This is a genomic window from Nonomuraea sp. NPDC002799 (assembly GCF_053592075.1).
Genome location: NZ_JBSFVA010000018.1, coordinates 1 through 15,681 on the forward strand (window position 1 = coordinate 1; position 15,681 = coordinate 15,681).

Annotated in this window: 13 protein-coding genes and 1 tRNA gene; 5 read left to right on the forward strand and 9 right to left on the reverse strand. The window is 69.3% G+C overall.

Annotated elements, in window-relative coordinates; all coding sequences use genetic code 11:
- Positions 1-196: 196 nt before the first annotated feature.
- The 7 genes from pknB to ACWD0F_RS29020 form a co-directional block, all read right to left on the reverse strand.
- Complete coding sequence (pknB, locus tag ACWD0F_RS28990) at positions 197-2,044, reverse strand: Stk1 family PASTA domain-containing Ser/Thr kinase (RefSeq protein ID WP_449880768.1); 1,848 nt, start codon at positions 2,042-2,044, stop codon at positions 197-199.
- A gap of 84 nt (positions 2,045-2,128) precedes the next feature.
- Positions 2,129-3,583 (reverse strand): serine/threonine-protein kinase, encoded by a 1,455-nt coding sequence (locus ACWD0F_RS28995; RefSeq protein WP_449880770.1) that lies wholly within the window; start codon positions 3,581-3,583, stop codon positions 2,129-2,131.
- Between the two features lie 42 nt (positions 3,584-3,625).
- Entirely contained in the window at positions 3,626-5,086 is a 1,461-nt protein-coding gene (locus ACWD0F_RS29000) for a peptidoglycan D,D-transpeptidase FtsI family protein (protein ID WP_449880772.1), read from the reverse strand.
- Entirely contained in the window at positions 5,083-6,501 is a 1,419-nt protein-coding gene (locus tag ACWD0F_RS29005; protein ID WP_449880774.1) for an FtsW/RodA/SpoVE family cell cycle protein, read from the reverse strand. The genes ACWD0F_RS29000 and ACWD0F_RS29005 overlap by 4 nt, the downstream gene beginning before the upstream one ends.
- Complete coding sequence (locus ACWD0F_RS29010; RefSeq protein WP_449880775.1) at positions 6,502-7,800, reverse strand: Stp1/IreP family PP2C-type Ser/Thr phosphatase; 1,299 nt, start codon at positions 7,798-7,800, stop codon at positions 6,502-6,504.
- Positions 7,797-8,267, reverse strand: a complete 471-nt coding sequence (locus ACWD0F_RS29015) for an FHA domain-containing protein FhaB/FipA (RefSeq protein WP_449880777.1) — start codon at positions 8,265-8,267, stop codon at positions 7,797-7,799. Before ACWD0F_RS29015 ends, ACWD0F_RS29010 begins: the two co-directional genes overlap by 4 nt.
- A gap of 17 nt (positions 8,268-8,284) precedes the next feature.
- Positions 8,285-9,025, reverse strand: coding sequence for an FhaA domain-containing protein (locus tag ACWD0F_RS29020; protein ID WP_138694481.1), 741 nt, complete (start codon positions 9,023-9,025; stop codon positions 8,285-8,287).
- Positions 9,026-9,224: 199 nt separating this feature from the next.
- On the opposite strand from ACWD0F_RS29020, the gene ACWD0F_RS29025 reads away from it, so the two are divergent.
- Positions 9,225-9,307, forward strand: a tRNA-Leu gene (locus ACWD0F_RS29025).
- 379 nt (positions 9,308-9,686) lie between these two features.
- Here the strand turns inward: ACWD0F_RS29025 and ACWD0F_RS29030 are convergent.
- Together ACWD0F_RS29030 and ACWD0F_RS29035 are read right to left on the reverse strand one after the other, a co-directional pair.
- Positions 9,687-10,697, reverse strand: coding sequence for a hemolysin family protein (locus ACWD0F_RS29030; RefSeq protein ID WP_449880780.1), 1,011 nt, complete (start codon positions 10,695-10,697; stop codon positions 9,687-9,689).
- A complete protein-coding gene (locus ACWD0F_RS29035) occupies positions 10,694-12,040 on the reverse strand; it encodes a hemolysin family protein (protein ID WP_449880782.1) in 1,347 nt (448 codons plus the stop codon). Before ACWD0F_RS29035 ends, ACWD0F_RS29030 begins: the two co-directional genes overlap by 4 nt.
- 391 nt (positions 12,041-12,431) lie before the next feature.
- Between ACWD0F_RS29035 and ACWD0F_RS29040 the strand changes: the two genes are divergently transcribed.
- From ACWD0F_RS29040 to ACWD0F_RS29055, 4 genes are read left to right on the forward strand one after another with little or no spacing between them, the layout of a single operon-like run.
- Positions 12,432-13,694, forward strand: a complete 1,263-nt coding sequence (locus ACWD0F_RS29040; protein WP_449880784.1) for an LCP family protein — start codon at positions 12,432-12,434, stop codon at positions 13,692-13,694.
- A gap of 52 nt (positions 13,695-13,746) precedes the next feature.
- Complete coding sequence (locus tag ACWD0F_RS29045) at positions 13,747-14,352, forward strand: TenA family protein (protein ID WP_449880786.1); 606 nt, start codon at positions 13,747-13,749, stop codon at positions 14,350-14,352.
- Between the two features lie 46 nt (positions 14,353-14,398).
- A complete protein-coding gene (locus ACWD0F_RS29050) occupies positions 14,399-15,277 on the forward strand; it encodes an Fpg/Nei family DNA glycosylase (RefSeq protein WP_449880788.1) in 879 nt (292 codons plus the stop codon).
- A gap of 52 nt (positions 15,278-15,329) precedes the next feature.
- On the forward strand, positions 15,330-15,653 hold the full coding sequence (locus tag ACWD0F_RS29055; RefSeq protein WP_449880790.1) for a rhodanese-like domain-containing protein: 324 nt from the start codon (positions 15,330-15,332) through the stop codon (positions 15,651-15,653).
- Positions 15,654-15,681 lie beyond the last annotated feature (28 nt).

The following is a 15,681-nucleotide window of genomic DNA, read 5'->3' on the forward strand; positions in this document are numbered from 1 at the left end:
GGGGGGGGCGCCCCCCCCCCCCCCCGCCCCCCGACGCCGCGGGCCCGCCCCGCTTGCCCGCCACCCCCACGGCCCCCCCCCCCCCCGCGGGGGGAGGGGGCGGCCCTTCGCCTTGTCCTGCGGGCCTGTGCCGGTGGCTGAGCCGCCGAGACTGTCGTCCCGGTGGCTCAGCCACCGAAGCCCTCGTCCCGGTCGCTCAGCCGCCGAGGCCCTCGTCGCCGATCGGATTGTCCTCGGTCGGCTCGTCCGACGGGAAGTCGCCGCCCCCGTCGTCCGTGGGCTCGTCCGACGGGAAGTCGGAGGTGGGCGGCGGCTGCGTGTCCTGAGGACCGGTGGACACCACGATCGTGATCGTCGTGCCCGGCGGCAGCTTGGTGCCCTCACCCGGGTTCTGCTGGATGACCGTGCCCTCGGGCTGGTCGCTGGGCTGCTCGGAGACCTTGGTCTTGAAGCCCGAGGCCTTGAGCTGCGCCGTGGCGTCCTCCACGGTGAGCCCGATCAGGCTGGGCACCTCGCCCAGCTCCTTGGGCACGTAGAGGGTGACCGTGCCGCCCTTCTCGATCTCCGCGCCGGCCTTGGGGTCGGTGGCGATGACCGTGCCCTGCTGCTTGCCGGACGCCCTGGCCTTGACCGTGCCACGCAGGCCGGCCTCCTCCAGGAGCTTCATGGCGTCTTCCTGCGACAGGTTGACCAGCCCGGCGGGCACCTTGATCTTCTCGGCGCCCTTGGACACGAACAGCTTGACCGTCGAGCCCTTGTCGACCTTGGCGTTCGCGTCGGGGTCGGTCTTGATCACCGAGTCCTTGTCGACCTCGTCGCTGAACTCCCGCTCCACCTGGACAGTGAGCCCCAGGAGCTTGAGCTGCTCTTCGGCGTACTTGCCCTCCTGCGTGGCGAGGGACGGAATCGTCACCGTCGTGTCGCTGGGCGTGTCCTTGGCGCCGAACACCAGGTAGCCCACCGTGACGAACGCCCCGATGATCAGCAGCGGGACGATGATCCACAGCGCGGTCTTGACGGCGGAGTTTCCACCGCCGGGGGCCCGGCGCCGCCCGCGGCCGCCACCCTCGCCGTCGCCGTACTCGTAACCGGGCAGAGCGCCCTGGCGCTGCGTGGCCGGGCCCTGAGCCGCCTGGGTCGTCGTCATCATGCGCGTGCCCTGGCCGTAGTTGCCGGTCATCGCCATCGTCTGGGCGTCGACCGGCTGGCCGGACATCGCCCGCTGCATGTCGGCCCGCATCTCGGTCGCGCTCTGGTAGCGGTGAGCCGGGTCCTTGGCCATGGCCTTGAGCACGATCGCGTCGGCCCACGCCGGGATCTCGGGATCGATCTGCGACGGCGGGATCGGCTCCTCGCGCACGTGCTGGTAGGCGATCGCGACGGGGGAGTCGCCGGTGAACGGCGGCTGCCCGGTCAGCAGCTCGTACAGCACGCAGCCGGTGGAGTAGACGTCGCTGCGCGCGTCGACCCGCTCGCCCCGCGCCTGCTCGGGAGAGAGGTATTGGGCGGTGCCGATCACCTGCGCCGTCTGCGTCATCGTGGCCGCGGAGTCGGCCATCGCGCGGGCGATGCCGAAGTCCATCACCTTGACGTCGCCGGCCCGCGTGATCATCACGTTGGCCGGCTTGATGTCGCGGTGCACGATGCCGCCGCGGTGGCTGTAGTCGAGCGCCCGCAGGATGCCGTCGACCAGCTCGGTCGCGCGCTCCGGCAGCAACCGCCGATCCTGGCGGAGCAGGTCGCGCAGCGTGCGGCCGTCGACGTACTCCATCACGATGTACGGTACGGGGGCGCCTTCTGAGACGTCCTCGCCGGTGTCGTAGACCGCGACGACCGCCGGATGGTTCAGCGAGGCCGCCGACTGCGCCTCGCGGCGGAACCGGGCCTGGAAGGTGTGATCGCGCGCCAGGTCGGAGCGGAGGGTCTTGATCGCGACTATGCGGTCCAGCCGGATGTCTCGGGCGCGATACACCTCGGCCATGCCACCGCGCCCGACGACACCGTCGAGCTCGTAGCGACCACCGAGTAGCCGAGGCTGAGTCATTTCCTGCACTGTCCCTTACCGTTCATCTTGGGTACCGGCCTGCTCGGGGGGCAGCCGGTGTCCATCATCGACCCCATTTGCGCATCACGTCTCCTCCTTGGGCGGGTTGGATTCACCCGGGTCCGGCGAGGCGGTAGGTGTCGGAGTGGTCGGAGTAGTGGTGGGCGTCGGGGTAGGTGTTGGCGTAGGGGTCCGGGTGGTTGGTTTCGGTGTAGGTGTCGGTTTCTTGGAAGGAGTTGCCGACCTGCTTACCGTAGCCGACGGTGAGGGTGTAATCCTCGGCGACTTGACCGGAACCACGGTGGGCTTGCGCGTGGGCTTCTTCGTCTTCGTGGTGCGGATCTGGTCGGGAGTCGGCGCGACCGAGCCCGTGGGCTCCGCGACCTGGGGCGCCGGACCCTCAGGCTGGCGGTTCGCGAGCGTGATGGCGCTGAGCCCCACCGCCGCGACGCAGCCGGCCGCGGCGACCACGGCCAGCGTCCTGCCGCTCTTGCGGCGCCTGACGGGGGCAGGCGGTGGCTGCAGCGTCGTGGCGGGGCTGAGGTTGTCGGTCTCCCGCTCGTCCTCGGGCGCTCGCTCGCGTCCGTAAAAGCCCTCGGACTCACGCCCGTGGAAGCCTCCGGACTCGCGTACGGGAAAGCCCTCGGACTCGTGTCCGTGAAAGCCCCCGGACTCGCGCACACGAAAGCCGCCGGGGTCGGTGAGCATGCTGAGATCGGCGCCGTGCGGCGCGCTGGCCAGCGACTCGCGCAGCACGTAGGCCCGGTCGGCCACCTCGAGCGCCGAGGCGGGCCGCTGCGCCGGCTCCTTGGCCAGCAGTGACATGACCAGCTCCCGCGCCGCCGCGGGAACGTCCACGCCCAGTGGCTGCGGGAGCTCGTTGAGGTGCTGCAGCGCGATGGCCACCTGGTTGTCGCCGCGGAACGGCGTGCGGCCCGACAGGCACTCGTAGGCGACGACGCCCAGGGAGTAGAGGTCGGTCGAGGGCGTGAGCTGGAAGCCCTGCGCCTGCTCGGGGCTGACGTACTGGGCCGTGCCCAGCACGGTGCCGGTCTGCGTCACCGGCGCCGCCTCCAGGGCCCGCGCGATGCCGAAGTCCGTCACCTTGATGGTCCCCTCCTGGGTGACCAGCAGGTTGCCGGGCTTGATGTCGCGGTGGATGATCCCGGAGGAGTGGGCCGCGTGCAGCGCCTTGGCGGTCTGGTGCACCACGTCGAGCGCCACCTCGGGCCCGATGGCGCCGTTGCGCGCCAGGATGGCCGACAGCGGCTCCCCGTGCACCAGCTCCATCACGAGGTAGGCCAGGTCGCTCTGCTCGCCGTAGTCGAAGATCTGGGCCACGCCGGGGTCGGCCAGCGCCGCGGTGAGCCTGGCCTCGTTGCGGAACCGCTCGCGGAAGGTGGGATCGGCATAAATGTGGCTGCGCAGGATTTTCACCGCGACCTCGCGCCCGAGCAACTCGTCCCGGGCACGCCAGACCTCACCCATACCGCCCGTGGCGATGCGGGAGACCAGGAGGTAGCGGTTACCGAGCCGCATGACTCGTCACGCTACCGTGACGCACTTGTTCAGCGCCGCCACTCACTTGTTCAGCACCGCCTCCAGCACAGCTTTTGCGATCGGCGCGGCGGTGTGGCCGCCGGTCGCCTCCGCGCCCACGTTCGCCGCACCCGACTCGACGATGACCGCGAGGGCCACCTGCGGGTCGTCGGCGGGCGCGAAGGAGATGAACCAGGCGTGCGGCGGCGCGCCGTCGGCCGTCTCCGCCGTGCCCGTCTTGCCCGCTACTTGGACGCCCGGCACCTGCGCCAGGTTGGCCGTGCCGTTGGCGACCACGCTCACCATCATCTCGCGCAACTTGCCCGCCGTCTCGGAGCTGACCGCTTCGGTCAGCTCCTCCGGCTTGGCCTCCTCGATCGCGTCGCCCTGGGCGTCACTGATCTTGTTGACGAGGTACGGCTTCATGACCTTGCCGTCGTTGGCGATGCCCGCGGCGATCATGGCCATCTGCAGCGGCGTCATCCGGTTGCTGCGCTGGCCGATGGAGGCCATGGCCAGGGCGGCCTTGTCCTCCTTCTCGCCGAAGTCGCTCTGCGCCACCGACATCGGCACCCCGATCTGCCGGCCCATGCCGAACCTCTCGGTCTGGTCCTTCAGCTTCTCGAAGCCCAGGTCCATGCCGATGCTGCCGAACGGCGTGTTGCAGGACCGCTCCAGCGCGTAGATCAGCGTGACCGAGCCGGAGCCGCAGGCCGCGCCGCCGTAGTTGGGCAGGCTGATGTTCGTGCCCGGCAGGGGCAGCCGCTGCGGCGCGTCCACGGTCGTCTGCGGCCCGCGTGAGGGGTCGTCCTCCAGGTACGCCGCCGCCGTCACCACCTTGAACGTCGACCCGGGCGGGTAGGTCTGGGCGATGGCCCGGTTGAGCAGCGGCTGGCCCTTCTCCTTGGCCAGCTCGTCGTAGCGGCTGAAAACCTTGCCCTTGTCGGTGCCGGACAACTCGGCGGGGTCGTAGGTGGGCAGCGACACCATGGCCAGGATCGCGCCCGTCTTGGGGTTGATCGCGACCAGCGCGCCCCGCTTGCCGCTGTCCCGCAGCGCGTCGTAGGCGGCCTTCTGGGCCTTGGGGTTGATCGTCACGTCGACGTTGGCGCCCTTGGTCGGCTCGCCGGTGAACAGGTCGATGCTCCGCCGCAGCAGCAGATCGGCGCTGGAGCCGTCGAGCAGCCTGTTCTGGGTGCCCTCGATCGCGCTCGCGCTCTCGGGGGAGAAGAAGCCGGTGACGTGCGCGTAGAGCTTGCCGTCGGGGTACTGCCTGACGAACTTGAAGTTCTTGCTGTCGGTCTCGACGGACTGCGCGATCACCTTGCCGCCGGCGGTGATGCGACCGCGCTCGATCGCGTAACGCTCGTAGTAGTTACGGGTGTTGCGCGTGTCCGAGCGCAGGTCCTCCGCCCGCACCGCCTGCAGGAAGTTCACGTTGATCATCAGCAGCGCGAACATGGCCAGGCACGCCACGGCCGCGCGCTTCAGGGTGCTGTTCATCGCTGGAACACCTGCGTCATTCCTTCGTTCTGGATCGCCTGGGGCGGGGGGCGCCGGGCCGCATCTGACATGCGTACCAGGAGCGCGATAAGGACCCAGTTAGCCAGCAGTGCCGAGCCACCCTGTGACATGAACGGGGTGACCAGGCCGGTCAGGGGAATGAGGTTCGTCACACCGCCGACGATGATGAAGACCTGCCAGGCCAGAATGAACGACAGGCCGCCCGCCAGCAGCTTGGAGAACGGGTCGCGGGCCACGATCGAGGTCCGCAGACCCCGCTCGACCAGCAGCGCGTAGAGCATGAGCAGCGCCATCAGCCCGGTCAGGCCCAGCTCCTCGCCCGTCGCGGCGAAGATGAAGTCGGAGAAGGACAGCGGGATCAGGTCGGGGTGCCCCTGACCGAGCCCGGTGCCCAGGATGCCGCCCGCGCCGAACCCGAAGAGCCCCTGCATGATCTGGTAGCTCTTGCTGCACATCGCATCGCCCGGCGGGTCCGTCAGGCAGACGGGGTCGTTGCCGTAGTAGATCGGGTTGCCCGGGTCGAGCCAGGCGTCGAAGCGGGCGCCGACGTGGTCGAACAACTGCCCGGCGAAGAAGGCGCCGCCGACGAACAGCAGGATGCCGATCAGCACCCACGAGGTGCGCTGGGTGGCCATGTAGAGCATCGCGATGAACGTGCCGAACAGCAGCAGCGAGGTGCCCAGGTCCTTCTCGAAGACCAGGACCAGCAGGCTGAGCCCCCAGGTCGCGAGGATCGGGCCGAGGTCCCTGGCCCGTGGCAGGTCGATGAAGAGCAGCCGCCGCCCCGCCAGGGCCAGCACGTCGCGTTTGGCGACGAGGTAGCCCGCGAAGAAGACGACCAGCGCCAGCTTGGCGAACTCGCCCGGCTGGATGGAGAAGCCGCCGATGCGGATCCAGATCTTGGCGCCCTGCACCTCGCTCAGGCTGCCGGGCAGCAGCGCGGGGATCGCGAGCAGGACCAGGCCGACGGCGCCCGCGGTGTAGGTGAGCCGCTGGAGCATGCGGTGGTCGCGCACCACGATCAGGGTGACCGCGAACATGACGACGCCGACCGCCGTCCACATGATCTGGTTGGCGGCCGAGGCCCCGCCCATCTTGGCGGATTCGAGCCGGTAGATCATCACCAGGCCGAGGCCGTTGATCACGGTGACCACCGGCAGGATCAGCGGATCGGCCCACGGGGCGAACTTGGCCAGCACGAAGTAGGCGGCCAGCATCAGCCCGCCCAGGCCCAGCCCGTACGTCAGCATCCCCGCGGGGATCGTGCCGTCGATGGCCAGGCCCACGTTGGCGTAGGCGCCCATGACGATCGCCACCGCGAGGGCCAGCATGATGAGCTGGGCCGCGCGGCGCTTGGCCGGCATCGGGACGGGGGAAGGGGCGACTTCGCTCATCTACTGTTGCTTCGTCTTGGTCGCACTCGCGGTCGGCGTGGGCGACGCGGTCACGGTCGCGGGCGTCTCGCTCTTCTGGTCCTCGGCTTCCGCGAACTTCAAAGCGTTGATCTTGGTCATGCCTTCTGTGACGGTGGTCACGGGGATGCCACTCCTGATCAGGGCCTGGTCGGCCTCGGACAGCTGGGAGAGCTGCCGTCCGGTGGGCTTGGAGACGTGGAAGAGCGGGAACGGCCCCACCTCCCGCTTGACCCCCTGGAAAACGACCACTTCGTCGCCCCTGGCGCCGACGAAGTACTGCTCCTGGGTCCACTGATAGCCGAAGTAACCGCCGACGGCGACGACTACGGCTCCAACACCGAGCACGGTGAGCAGCACGGGCCACAGACGACGACGCTTGCCCGAGCGCCGGGTCGCTCGCGCGACCGGCTCATCGACGTCGTCGTCGGCGATCGCCGGCTGGGGTGCGGTCACCGCGCCGGGTCGCCCCGGAGAGGTCTCCGGAGGGCTGGTGTGCAGGCGGGTCATGCCCGCGGCGCCGACGATGGAGACGTCGCCCGGCACCTGCTGCCCATCGGTGACCTCGATCACGTCGGCCAGCACGCACGTGATGTTGTCAGGCCCGCCACCTCGGTTCGCCAGATCGATGAGCTGGCGCACGACCTCTTCCGGGTCGTCGATGTTGGTGAGCGTGGCATGCAACGTCTCCGCGCTGACCACGCCCGACAGGCCGTCGGAACAGAGCAGGTAGCGGTCGCCCACCTGCGCCTCGCGGAGCGTGAGATCGGGATCGACCTCGCCGCTGCCGTCGAGCGCGCGCAGCAGGATCGAGCGTTGCGGATGCGTGGCCGCCTCTTCCGGCGTGATGCGCCCGTCGTCGACGAGTTGTTGCACCAGCGTGTGATCATGCGTGATCTGGTAGAGCTCCCCGCGCCTGAGCAGGTAGGCGCGCGAGTCGCCGACGTGCACCAGTGCGACCTGGGTGCCGTGCCAGAGCATGGCCGTGAGAGTCGTGCCCATGCCTTTGAGGCTGGGGTCCCGCCCCACCATCTCGTGCAGCCTGCGATTGGCGTCGCGTACCGCTGCCTCGATGGCGTTGAGCAGGTCGCCGCCCTGTTGGGCCTCTTCGAGAGAGGCCATGGATGCGATGGCGACAGAGCTCGCCACCTCACCGTGTGCGTGCCCGCCCATGCCGTCGGCGACGGCGAGCAGGCGGCCGCTGGCGTACGCCGAGTCCTCGTTTCCTTCGCGGAGGAGGCCGACGTCCGAGCGGGCGGCGTAGCGGAGTGCGATGGTCATTTGCGCAATTCAATGACTGTCTTGCCGACGCGGATCGGAACACCGAGCGGCACCGGGGTCGGGCGGGTGACTTTCGAGCGGTCGAGATACGTGCCGTTCGTCGAACCGAGATCTTCCACGATCCACTGACCGTCCTGAGGGAAGAGCCGGGCATGCCGGCTGGAAGCGTAGTCGTCGCTGACTACCAGCGTGGCGTCATTCGCCCGGCCAATGGTGATGGGCGTCTCCGTGAGGTTAATGGTGGTGCCTTGCAGCGGGCCACCGGTAACGATGAGCTGTCGTGGCTCGCCCTTTTTGCTCTTGGGCTTGGCCACGGGTTTGGCGGGTTTCACGCCTTTGCGTGGACCCACGGGAGCCGTGCGTGAACCGAACAAGTCAGTCCGGATCACGCCGACTGCGGCAATGACGAAGAACCACAGCACCGCCAGGAAGGCTAGCCGGATCAGCAGCAGCGTGAGCTCGGACATGGACCGTTTGTCTACCTCTAATCGCGCCGGAACACCAGAGTCGTACGCCCCAGGGTCACTCGCGTGCCATTCTGGAGCTCGATTCTGCGTACCGGCTGGCCATTGACGAAAGTTCCGTTGGTCGACCCCAGGTCGACGAGCACGACAAGCTGCCCCTCGACCCGCAGCTCCGCGTGATGACGCGAAACCCCGGGATCCACCAGACGAAGATCGCAGTCGGTGCCCCTGCCGAGCAAGGTCACCGGAGTGGTGAGCTCGTAGGAACGGTCGCCCTGCGGGTCGTCCTGAGTGGAGACGAGCAGCCGGGGCCGCCCGTTGAAAGCGCCCGGCCTCGACGGAGGCAGGTCGCTCGCCGGCTGGCGAATCTCGTCCTGCTCCACCGTAGCGCCGCGGATGACGCCCGATCTGATGCGGAACAGCCCCACGGCCAGGTCGCCGGCGGTCTCGAAGCGCACCCGGACCGGTCCCACGAAGGAGTAGCCCTGTTCCTTGGCGTACTCCCTGGCGAGGTTGGCCAGCTCGTGGCTGATGCTGTCGGCGTAAACCTCAAGCCGTTCGCTGTCGGTCGTGGACAGCTCAACCACGAAGTCGTTGGGCACGAGCGTGCGACCCTGCGCGACGATCGCCGCACGCTCATCCATCTCCCGCTGAACCGCGCTGGCGACCTCGACCGGCTGAAGGTCAGATTTGAACGCCCGCGCAAAGGCCCCCTCAACCAAGCCTTCGAGCCTTCGCTCGAAGCGCTGAAGGACTCCCACCGGGTACCTCCCTTCCTCCGTGCATATGATCGCGGCCCCCAGACGCTCCCGCGCCCGGTGCCCGCTCGTCCCACGTCGCGGCTGGTGCCGGCGCTCGTCGGCTGTCGCGCCCAGCTCCTCCGCTCCCGTGTCTTATGCGATCGTATCCGGGTTCAGTACCAGTGACTGTTCCGTGCTACTGTTCTTTCCGCACCCACAAGGGCGGGTGGCGGAACGGCAGACGCGCACGGTTCAGGTCCGTGTGTCCGAAAGGACGTGAGGGTTCAAATCCCTCCTCGCCCACCTCGGTAACTGGGGACTCTTGGTCGCTAGCCTAACGGCTTGCTTCCAACGGGTCCCCTCGCCATGTCTATCCGGGGGATAACCCCCGGACCCCCAGGGGGAAAGCTTCCGGGGGAGTTCCCCCGGGCCCCCTGTCAAAACCTGGTTGTGGTTGCTCGCTGGCGCAGACCCACATTGACGAAGTAGGGGCTCGATCGCAAGGGTCGGGCCCCTTTTCTTTTGCAAGAAGGTCTTTGTGCGGCTTGGCCGCGTTCGGAATGTAGGTCTGAGGGGTTGCAGGCTGGTTTCGGGTGGCTTGCGATCTCGGCCGATGTGTTTTAGGTCACATTAGTGGGCTGGGCCCGTCGGCCCAGCCCAAACGTTGTGACTGCCCCGGTTTTCAGGCCGCCTTGGTGTCCAGAAGTTCTCCCAGGAGGTCGGTGAGGCTCACCATGCCGATGACCGCCTCGGTCTGGTCTATGACCAGGGCCAGGTGAGCTCTCGCCTCCTGGAGGGCTGTCACGGCCTCGGGGACCTGGGTGACGCAGGCGAGCCTGGGGATCGGGCGGGCCAGGTCGCCTGCTCTGCGGGTGGGCTGGAGGAGGGCGTCGCGGGCGTGCAGGACGCCCTCTACGTGCTCCTGGCCGCCCACCAGCAGCCTCAGGTGGCCGCTGGCCGCCGCGGCGGCGCGGATCTGGGCCGAGTCGGCCGTGGACGCGACCTTGACCGCCCGGTCGATCGGGACCATCAGGCGTTCGATGCCCTGGCCGTCCAGGCGCAGGGCCCGGGTCAGGAGGTCGTGCTCCTCCCGGTCCAGGAGGCCCATCCGGCCCGACTCGCCGACCAGCATGGCGAGCTGGCGCGGGGTTCTCGTCGTGGCCAGCTCGTTGCGGGGCTCCACGCCGAAGAGACGCAGGATGAGGTTCGTCACACCGTTCAGCGCCGAGAGCAGCGGGCGCATCAGCGACGTGAAGGCGCGGAACGGCAGGGTCAGGAGCAGCACCGAGCGCTCGGGATGGGTCAGCGCCCAGGACTTCGGGGCCATCTCGCCCACCACCATGTGCAGGAACGTGATCAGCGCCAGTGCGATCGCCAGCGCGATCGGCAGGCGCAGGGCCTCCGGCACCCCCACGGCCGCGAAGACCGGCTCCAGGGCGTGCTCGATGGCCGGCTCGGTCACCTGACCCAGACCCAGCGTGCACAGCGTGATGCCGAGCTGAGCGCCGGCCAGCATGAGCGAGAGCTGGCGGCCGCCGCCCACGGCGGACTTAGCCGCGATCCGGATCAATCGGTTGCCGTTGGAGGCCATCTCCTCCAGGCGGTGGCGCCTGGCGGAGACGAAGGCGAACTCGGCGGCCACGAACAGCGCGTTGAACCCGAGCAGCACGAGACCTATGATGATCATGGTCATCGGATCACCCCCGCGTGCTCGACCGGGGCCACCCTGACCCATTCGGGCACGCGACGGTTGAGGGACATGACGGTCAGCTCCGCCTGGTGCTCCTCCGGGCGTTCCATGAAGGGATCCGGGTCCGGGTTCAGCGGGACGGTCACCGTGTCGCCGGGGTTCGGCATTCTGCCGAGCCTGGCCAGGATGAGACCGGCGAGGGTGTCATAGTCGTCGCTCTCGGGAAGGGCGACGCCGGTCGCGCGCTCCACCTCGTCGAGCCTGAGACGGCCGGGAACCTCCCAGATGCCGTCCGGATGACCGACCGCGCCGGCGGGCTCCGGGTCGTTCTCGTCGACCAGCTCGCCGACGAGCTCTTCCGCCAGGTCCTCCACCGTGATCACGCCGGCCAGGCCGCCGTACTCGTCGATGACGCAGGCGATGTCGGCCTTGGCCGCCCGCATCCTGTCGAGCACCGCGGGGAGCGGGACCGAATCGGGGATCAGCAGGGCGGGGCGGCTGATCGCGGCGATCAGGCCCTCGTCGAGCCCGTACGAGAGCAGCTCGCGCACGCCCGTCACGCCCACGACGTCACCGTCGGCGCCGAGCACCGGGTAGCGGGAGTGGCCGCACTGGCGCATGACCTCCAGCAGGTCGGAGATCGGCTGCGAGTCGCGCAGGGCCACCACGCGGGGGCGCGGCACCATGATCTCCTCGGCGATGCGGTCGCCGAACTCCAGAGCGCGTTCGAGCAGCTCGGACAGCCTCGGCGGCAGCTCGCCCGCCCGGGTCGACTCCTCGATGATGCGGGAGAGCTCCTCCGGCGTCGCGCCGTGCTCGACCTCCTCGACGGGCTCGATGCCGAGACGCCTGAGCAGGCCCGTGGCGGCCGAGTCGAACAGCCGGACCACCGGCCCGACCACCGCCAGATAGAGCAGCGTCGAGCCGGCCAGGAACTTGGCCACCGGCTCCGGCCTGGCGATCCCGAGGTTCTTGGGCGCCAGCTCGCCGAGCACCATCTGCACCACCGTGGCCACGAGCACGCCGGCGGCCACGGAGAGACCGGAGATCATGCCCTCGGACAGGCCCAGGCCGTCGAGCCAGGGCCGGACGATGACCGAGATCGACGGCTCGGCGAGGAAACCGACGAGCAGCGCCGTCACCGTGATGCCGAGCTGCGCGCCCGAGAGCATGAAGGACAGCCGGGAGGTCACCTTGAGCGCCTTCTCGGCGGCCGCGTCGCCCGCGGCGGCCTGCTCACGCAGCAGGGAGCGGTCGGCGGCGACGAAGGCGAATTCCTGGGCGACGAAGTAACCGGTCGCCGCAGTAAGAATGAAGAGGGCCAGAAGGCCCAAATAAGCGCTCACCGGAGTGAGCCGCTCTCAGAGGAACCCGTGCCCGCGCACGGGCAAAGACTCCATGAGTCCGGAGCGGACACGATCTTCCCTTCGATAGAGGTCGTCCATAACCGTAACGAAACAGGTGGCGTCTATGTTTCCGCGGTGGCCTCCGAACACGGCGGGGCTGCTGGGCCGGGGATCCAGCCGGTCCCGCTGTACGAATATGTCGGGACCCGGCGCCGGCCGTCCGGTGGTGTGTTCTCCGCATCGATGACGTCTCGCCGGATCCCGCGGATTTTGCGGAATCCGTGCCGAGGTGCTGGTTCCGGGTACTTTTCCCTAGACGAATCTTGGTCAGACGTCTGCACTGGCTGGGGGTTGGACGTAGCGTCTATGGCAAGCCGAAGGGGAGACGAACGTGTCTGAGGACGACCGGACGAGGGCCATGCGCTCGCCAGGCGACGGCCGCCCGTTGCCGCCGAGGCCCGCCGACGGCCTGCGCTCGGGGGGTGCGCCCGCACACCAGGCCCCGTCCGGCGGGGCCGCGCCCACGCACAAGCTTCCGGCCGCGTCCCCGGCCCCTGCGGCGTCCCCGTCCGGGTCGCCGCCGCCCAAGAGCGGCGCGCGCGTCTACGGCAGGGAACGTTCCGGCGGCAGCCCCGTCAAGCCGCTGCGGTCGAAGGACGAGCCGGCCGGCCGGCCGCCCAGAGGGCCGCGCAAGCGGATGTCGGGCCGGACGATCCTGAAGATCGTCGCGGGGGTGCTGGTGGTGCTCCTGGTGGCGGCCGTGGGGATGTTCTTCTGGATCGACTCCCGGCTGGCCGGGATCGACGGCGTGCTGGACGAATACGAGGGCCGTCCCGCCGACACCCCCGGCACCAACTGGCTGCTCGTCGGCTCCGACAGCCGCAAGGGCCTGACGGCGGCCCAGCGCAAGAAGCTCGCCACGGGCCGGGCCGTCGGCCAGCGCACGGACTCCATGATGTTGCTGCACGTCCCCGACGGCGGCGACAAGCCGACCCTGGTCAGCCTGCCGCGCGACTCGGCGGTCACCATTCCCGGCAAGGGGCGTGACAAGCTCAACTCCGCCTACGCGATCGGCGGGCCGAAGCTCCTGGTCCGCACCGTGGAGAGCGCCACCGGAGTGCACCTCGACAACTACATGGAGATCGGCTTCGCCGGCTTCGTGGACATCGTGGACGCCATCGGCGGGGTCGAGATCAACGTCCGCGCCGACGTGGACGACCCGAAGGCGGGGCTGAAGCTCAAGAAGGGCACGCAGACGCTCACCGGCTCCCAGGCCCTCGGTTACGTACGCACCCGCAAGGGCGGCGCGCTGCCCGACTTCGAGCGCACCAAGCGGCAGCGGCAGTTCCTGGGGGCGGTCGTGAAGAAGGCGGCCAGCCCCGGCGTGCTGATCAACCCCTTCACCTCGATCCCGCTGGCGATGAGCGCCACGGACGCGGTCGAGGTCGACTCCACCACGGGCGCGTTCGACCTGCTCTCGCTGGGGCTGGCGATGGGCGACAGCCCGGTGACGACGGTGGTGCCGTTCGGCGGCAACGAGATCGTGGCCGGGGGCGGCGCTGCGGTCAAGTGGGACAGGACGAAGGCCCTGGCCCTGTTCGAGGCGCTGAAGAACGACAAGCCGGTGCCGAAGAACATCCTCGACGCGAACTGAGCCCCGCGGCCTTGGCCGGGCGCTGTCACGGCGCCCGGCTAACCTCCCAGCCATGAGTGTCTCGGAGAGATTGCACGCCATCGGCCGGCCGCTGCTGAAGGCGCAGCTCGACCATCCCACCGTGGTGGGGATCGGGCGGGGCGACCTGGCGGAGCCGGTGTTCCGGTCGTGGCTGGAGCAGGACTACCTGTTCCTGCTGGACTACGTGCGGGTGTTCGCCCGGCTGGCCTGGCGGGCGCCCGCGGCGCATCTGGGCGACCTGGTGGATCTGGCGCACACGACCTACCACGACGAGCTGAGCCTGCACCGGTCGATGTCGGCGGAGTTCGGGGCCGATCTGGAGGGGGCGGTGAAGGGGCCGGCGTGTGCGGCGTACACGGCGTTCCTGCTGGAGTCGGCGGGGTCGTACGGGGAGGGCCTGGCGGCGCTGTATCCGTGCATGTGGGGATATTCGAGTCTTGGACGGATTTTGGCGGAGAATCCGCCTGCTGAGCCGAGATATCGGGCCTGGGTGGACACGTACGCGGATCCCGGGTTCGCGGCGCTCACCGTGCGGATCGGGCAGATGATCGACGAGGCCGACCCTGACCCCGCGCGGGCGGAGGCTCTGTTCGCCGAGGGGATGGCGCACGAGCTGGCCTTCTGGAACGTGCCGTAGTTTCCACAGGCTGTGGACAGCCGGGCGCGCATCGTACTCTGGTGCCATGCCGGAACTTCCCGAAGTGGAGTCTCTCACCCACTTTCTGCGCGAGCGGGCGGTGGGCCGCACGATCGCAGGCGTCGACGTGGTCGGCTTCCAGGCGCTCAAGACCTTCGATCCGCCGGTGACCGCGCTCGGCGGGCTCACCGTCACCGGCGTGTCGAGGCACGGCAAGTTCCTCGACCTCGACTGCGACGGGCTGCACCTGGTCATCCACCTGGCCAGGGCGGGGTGGCTGCGCTGGCGGGAGGACCTCACGGGCGCCAAGCCCGTCCGTCCTGGCAAGAGCCCGCTCGCCGTACGCGTCCGGCTGACGCCCGACGACGAGGGCCTGGCGCCGGGGTTCGAGCTGACCGAGGCGGGGACGCAGAAGCGCCTAGCCGTCTATGTCACGAAAAATCCGGATGATGTGCCCGGTGTCGCCGCCCTCGGCCCCGACCCCCTCGCCGAGTCCTTCACCGTGGCCGCGCTCAAGGGCATCGTGGGCGGCAACCGCACCCAGATCAAGGGCCTGCTGCGCGACCAGAAGATCATCGCCGGCATCGGCAATGCCTACTCCGACGAGGTGCTGCACGCGGCCAGAATGTCCCCGTTCAAGATCGCGGCGACGCTGACGGACGCGCAGATCGCCGACCTGCACGAGGCCATCGTCGACACGCTGCGGGTGGCGGTCGAGCGGGCGCACGGGCTGGCGGCCAAGGACCTCAAGGCGGAGAAGAAGTCCGGGTTGCGGGTCCACAACCGGGCTGGGCAGCCCTGCGACGTGTGCGGCGACACCATCCGCGAGGTGTCGTTCGCCGACTCCTCGCTGCAGTACTGCCCCATCTGCCAGACGGGCGGCAAGCCGCTGGCCGACCGCCGCCTGTCCCGCTTGCTCAAATGACCCGGTCCGGCGCGCGTACCAGGCACGACGTGCGGCGCGAGATGATGGAGTCATGACCGTTCGTGAGATCGAGGCCAGCGCCGTTCCCGCAGATGCCTATCTGCTCGACGTCCGGGAGCAGGACGAATGGCTCGCCGGGCACGCGCCCGAGGCCGTGCACATCCCGATGACGCAGATCCAGCAGCGGGTCGACGAGGTGCCGGCCGACCAGACGGTCTACGTCGTCTGCCGGGTCGGCGGGCGTTCGTGGCAGGTCGCCTCCTGGCTCGACCAGGGCGGGCGCGACGCGGTCAACGTGGGCGGCGGCATGCAGTCGTGGGAGGCCGCGCGGCGCCCGATGGTCAGTGAGACCGGGCAGGAGCCGTTCGTCGCCTGACACGCCCCTCTATGACATGATGAGGGCG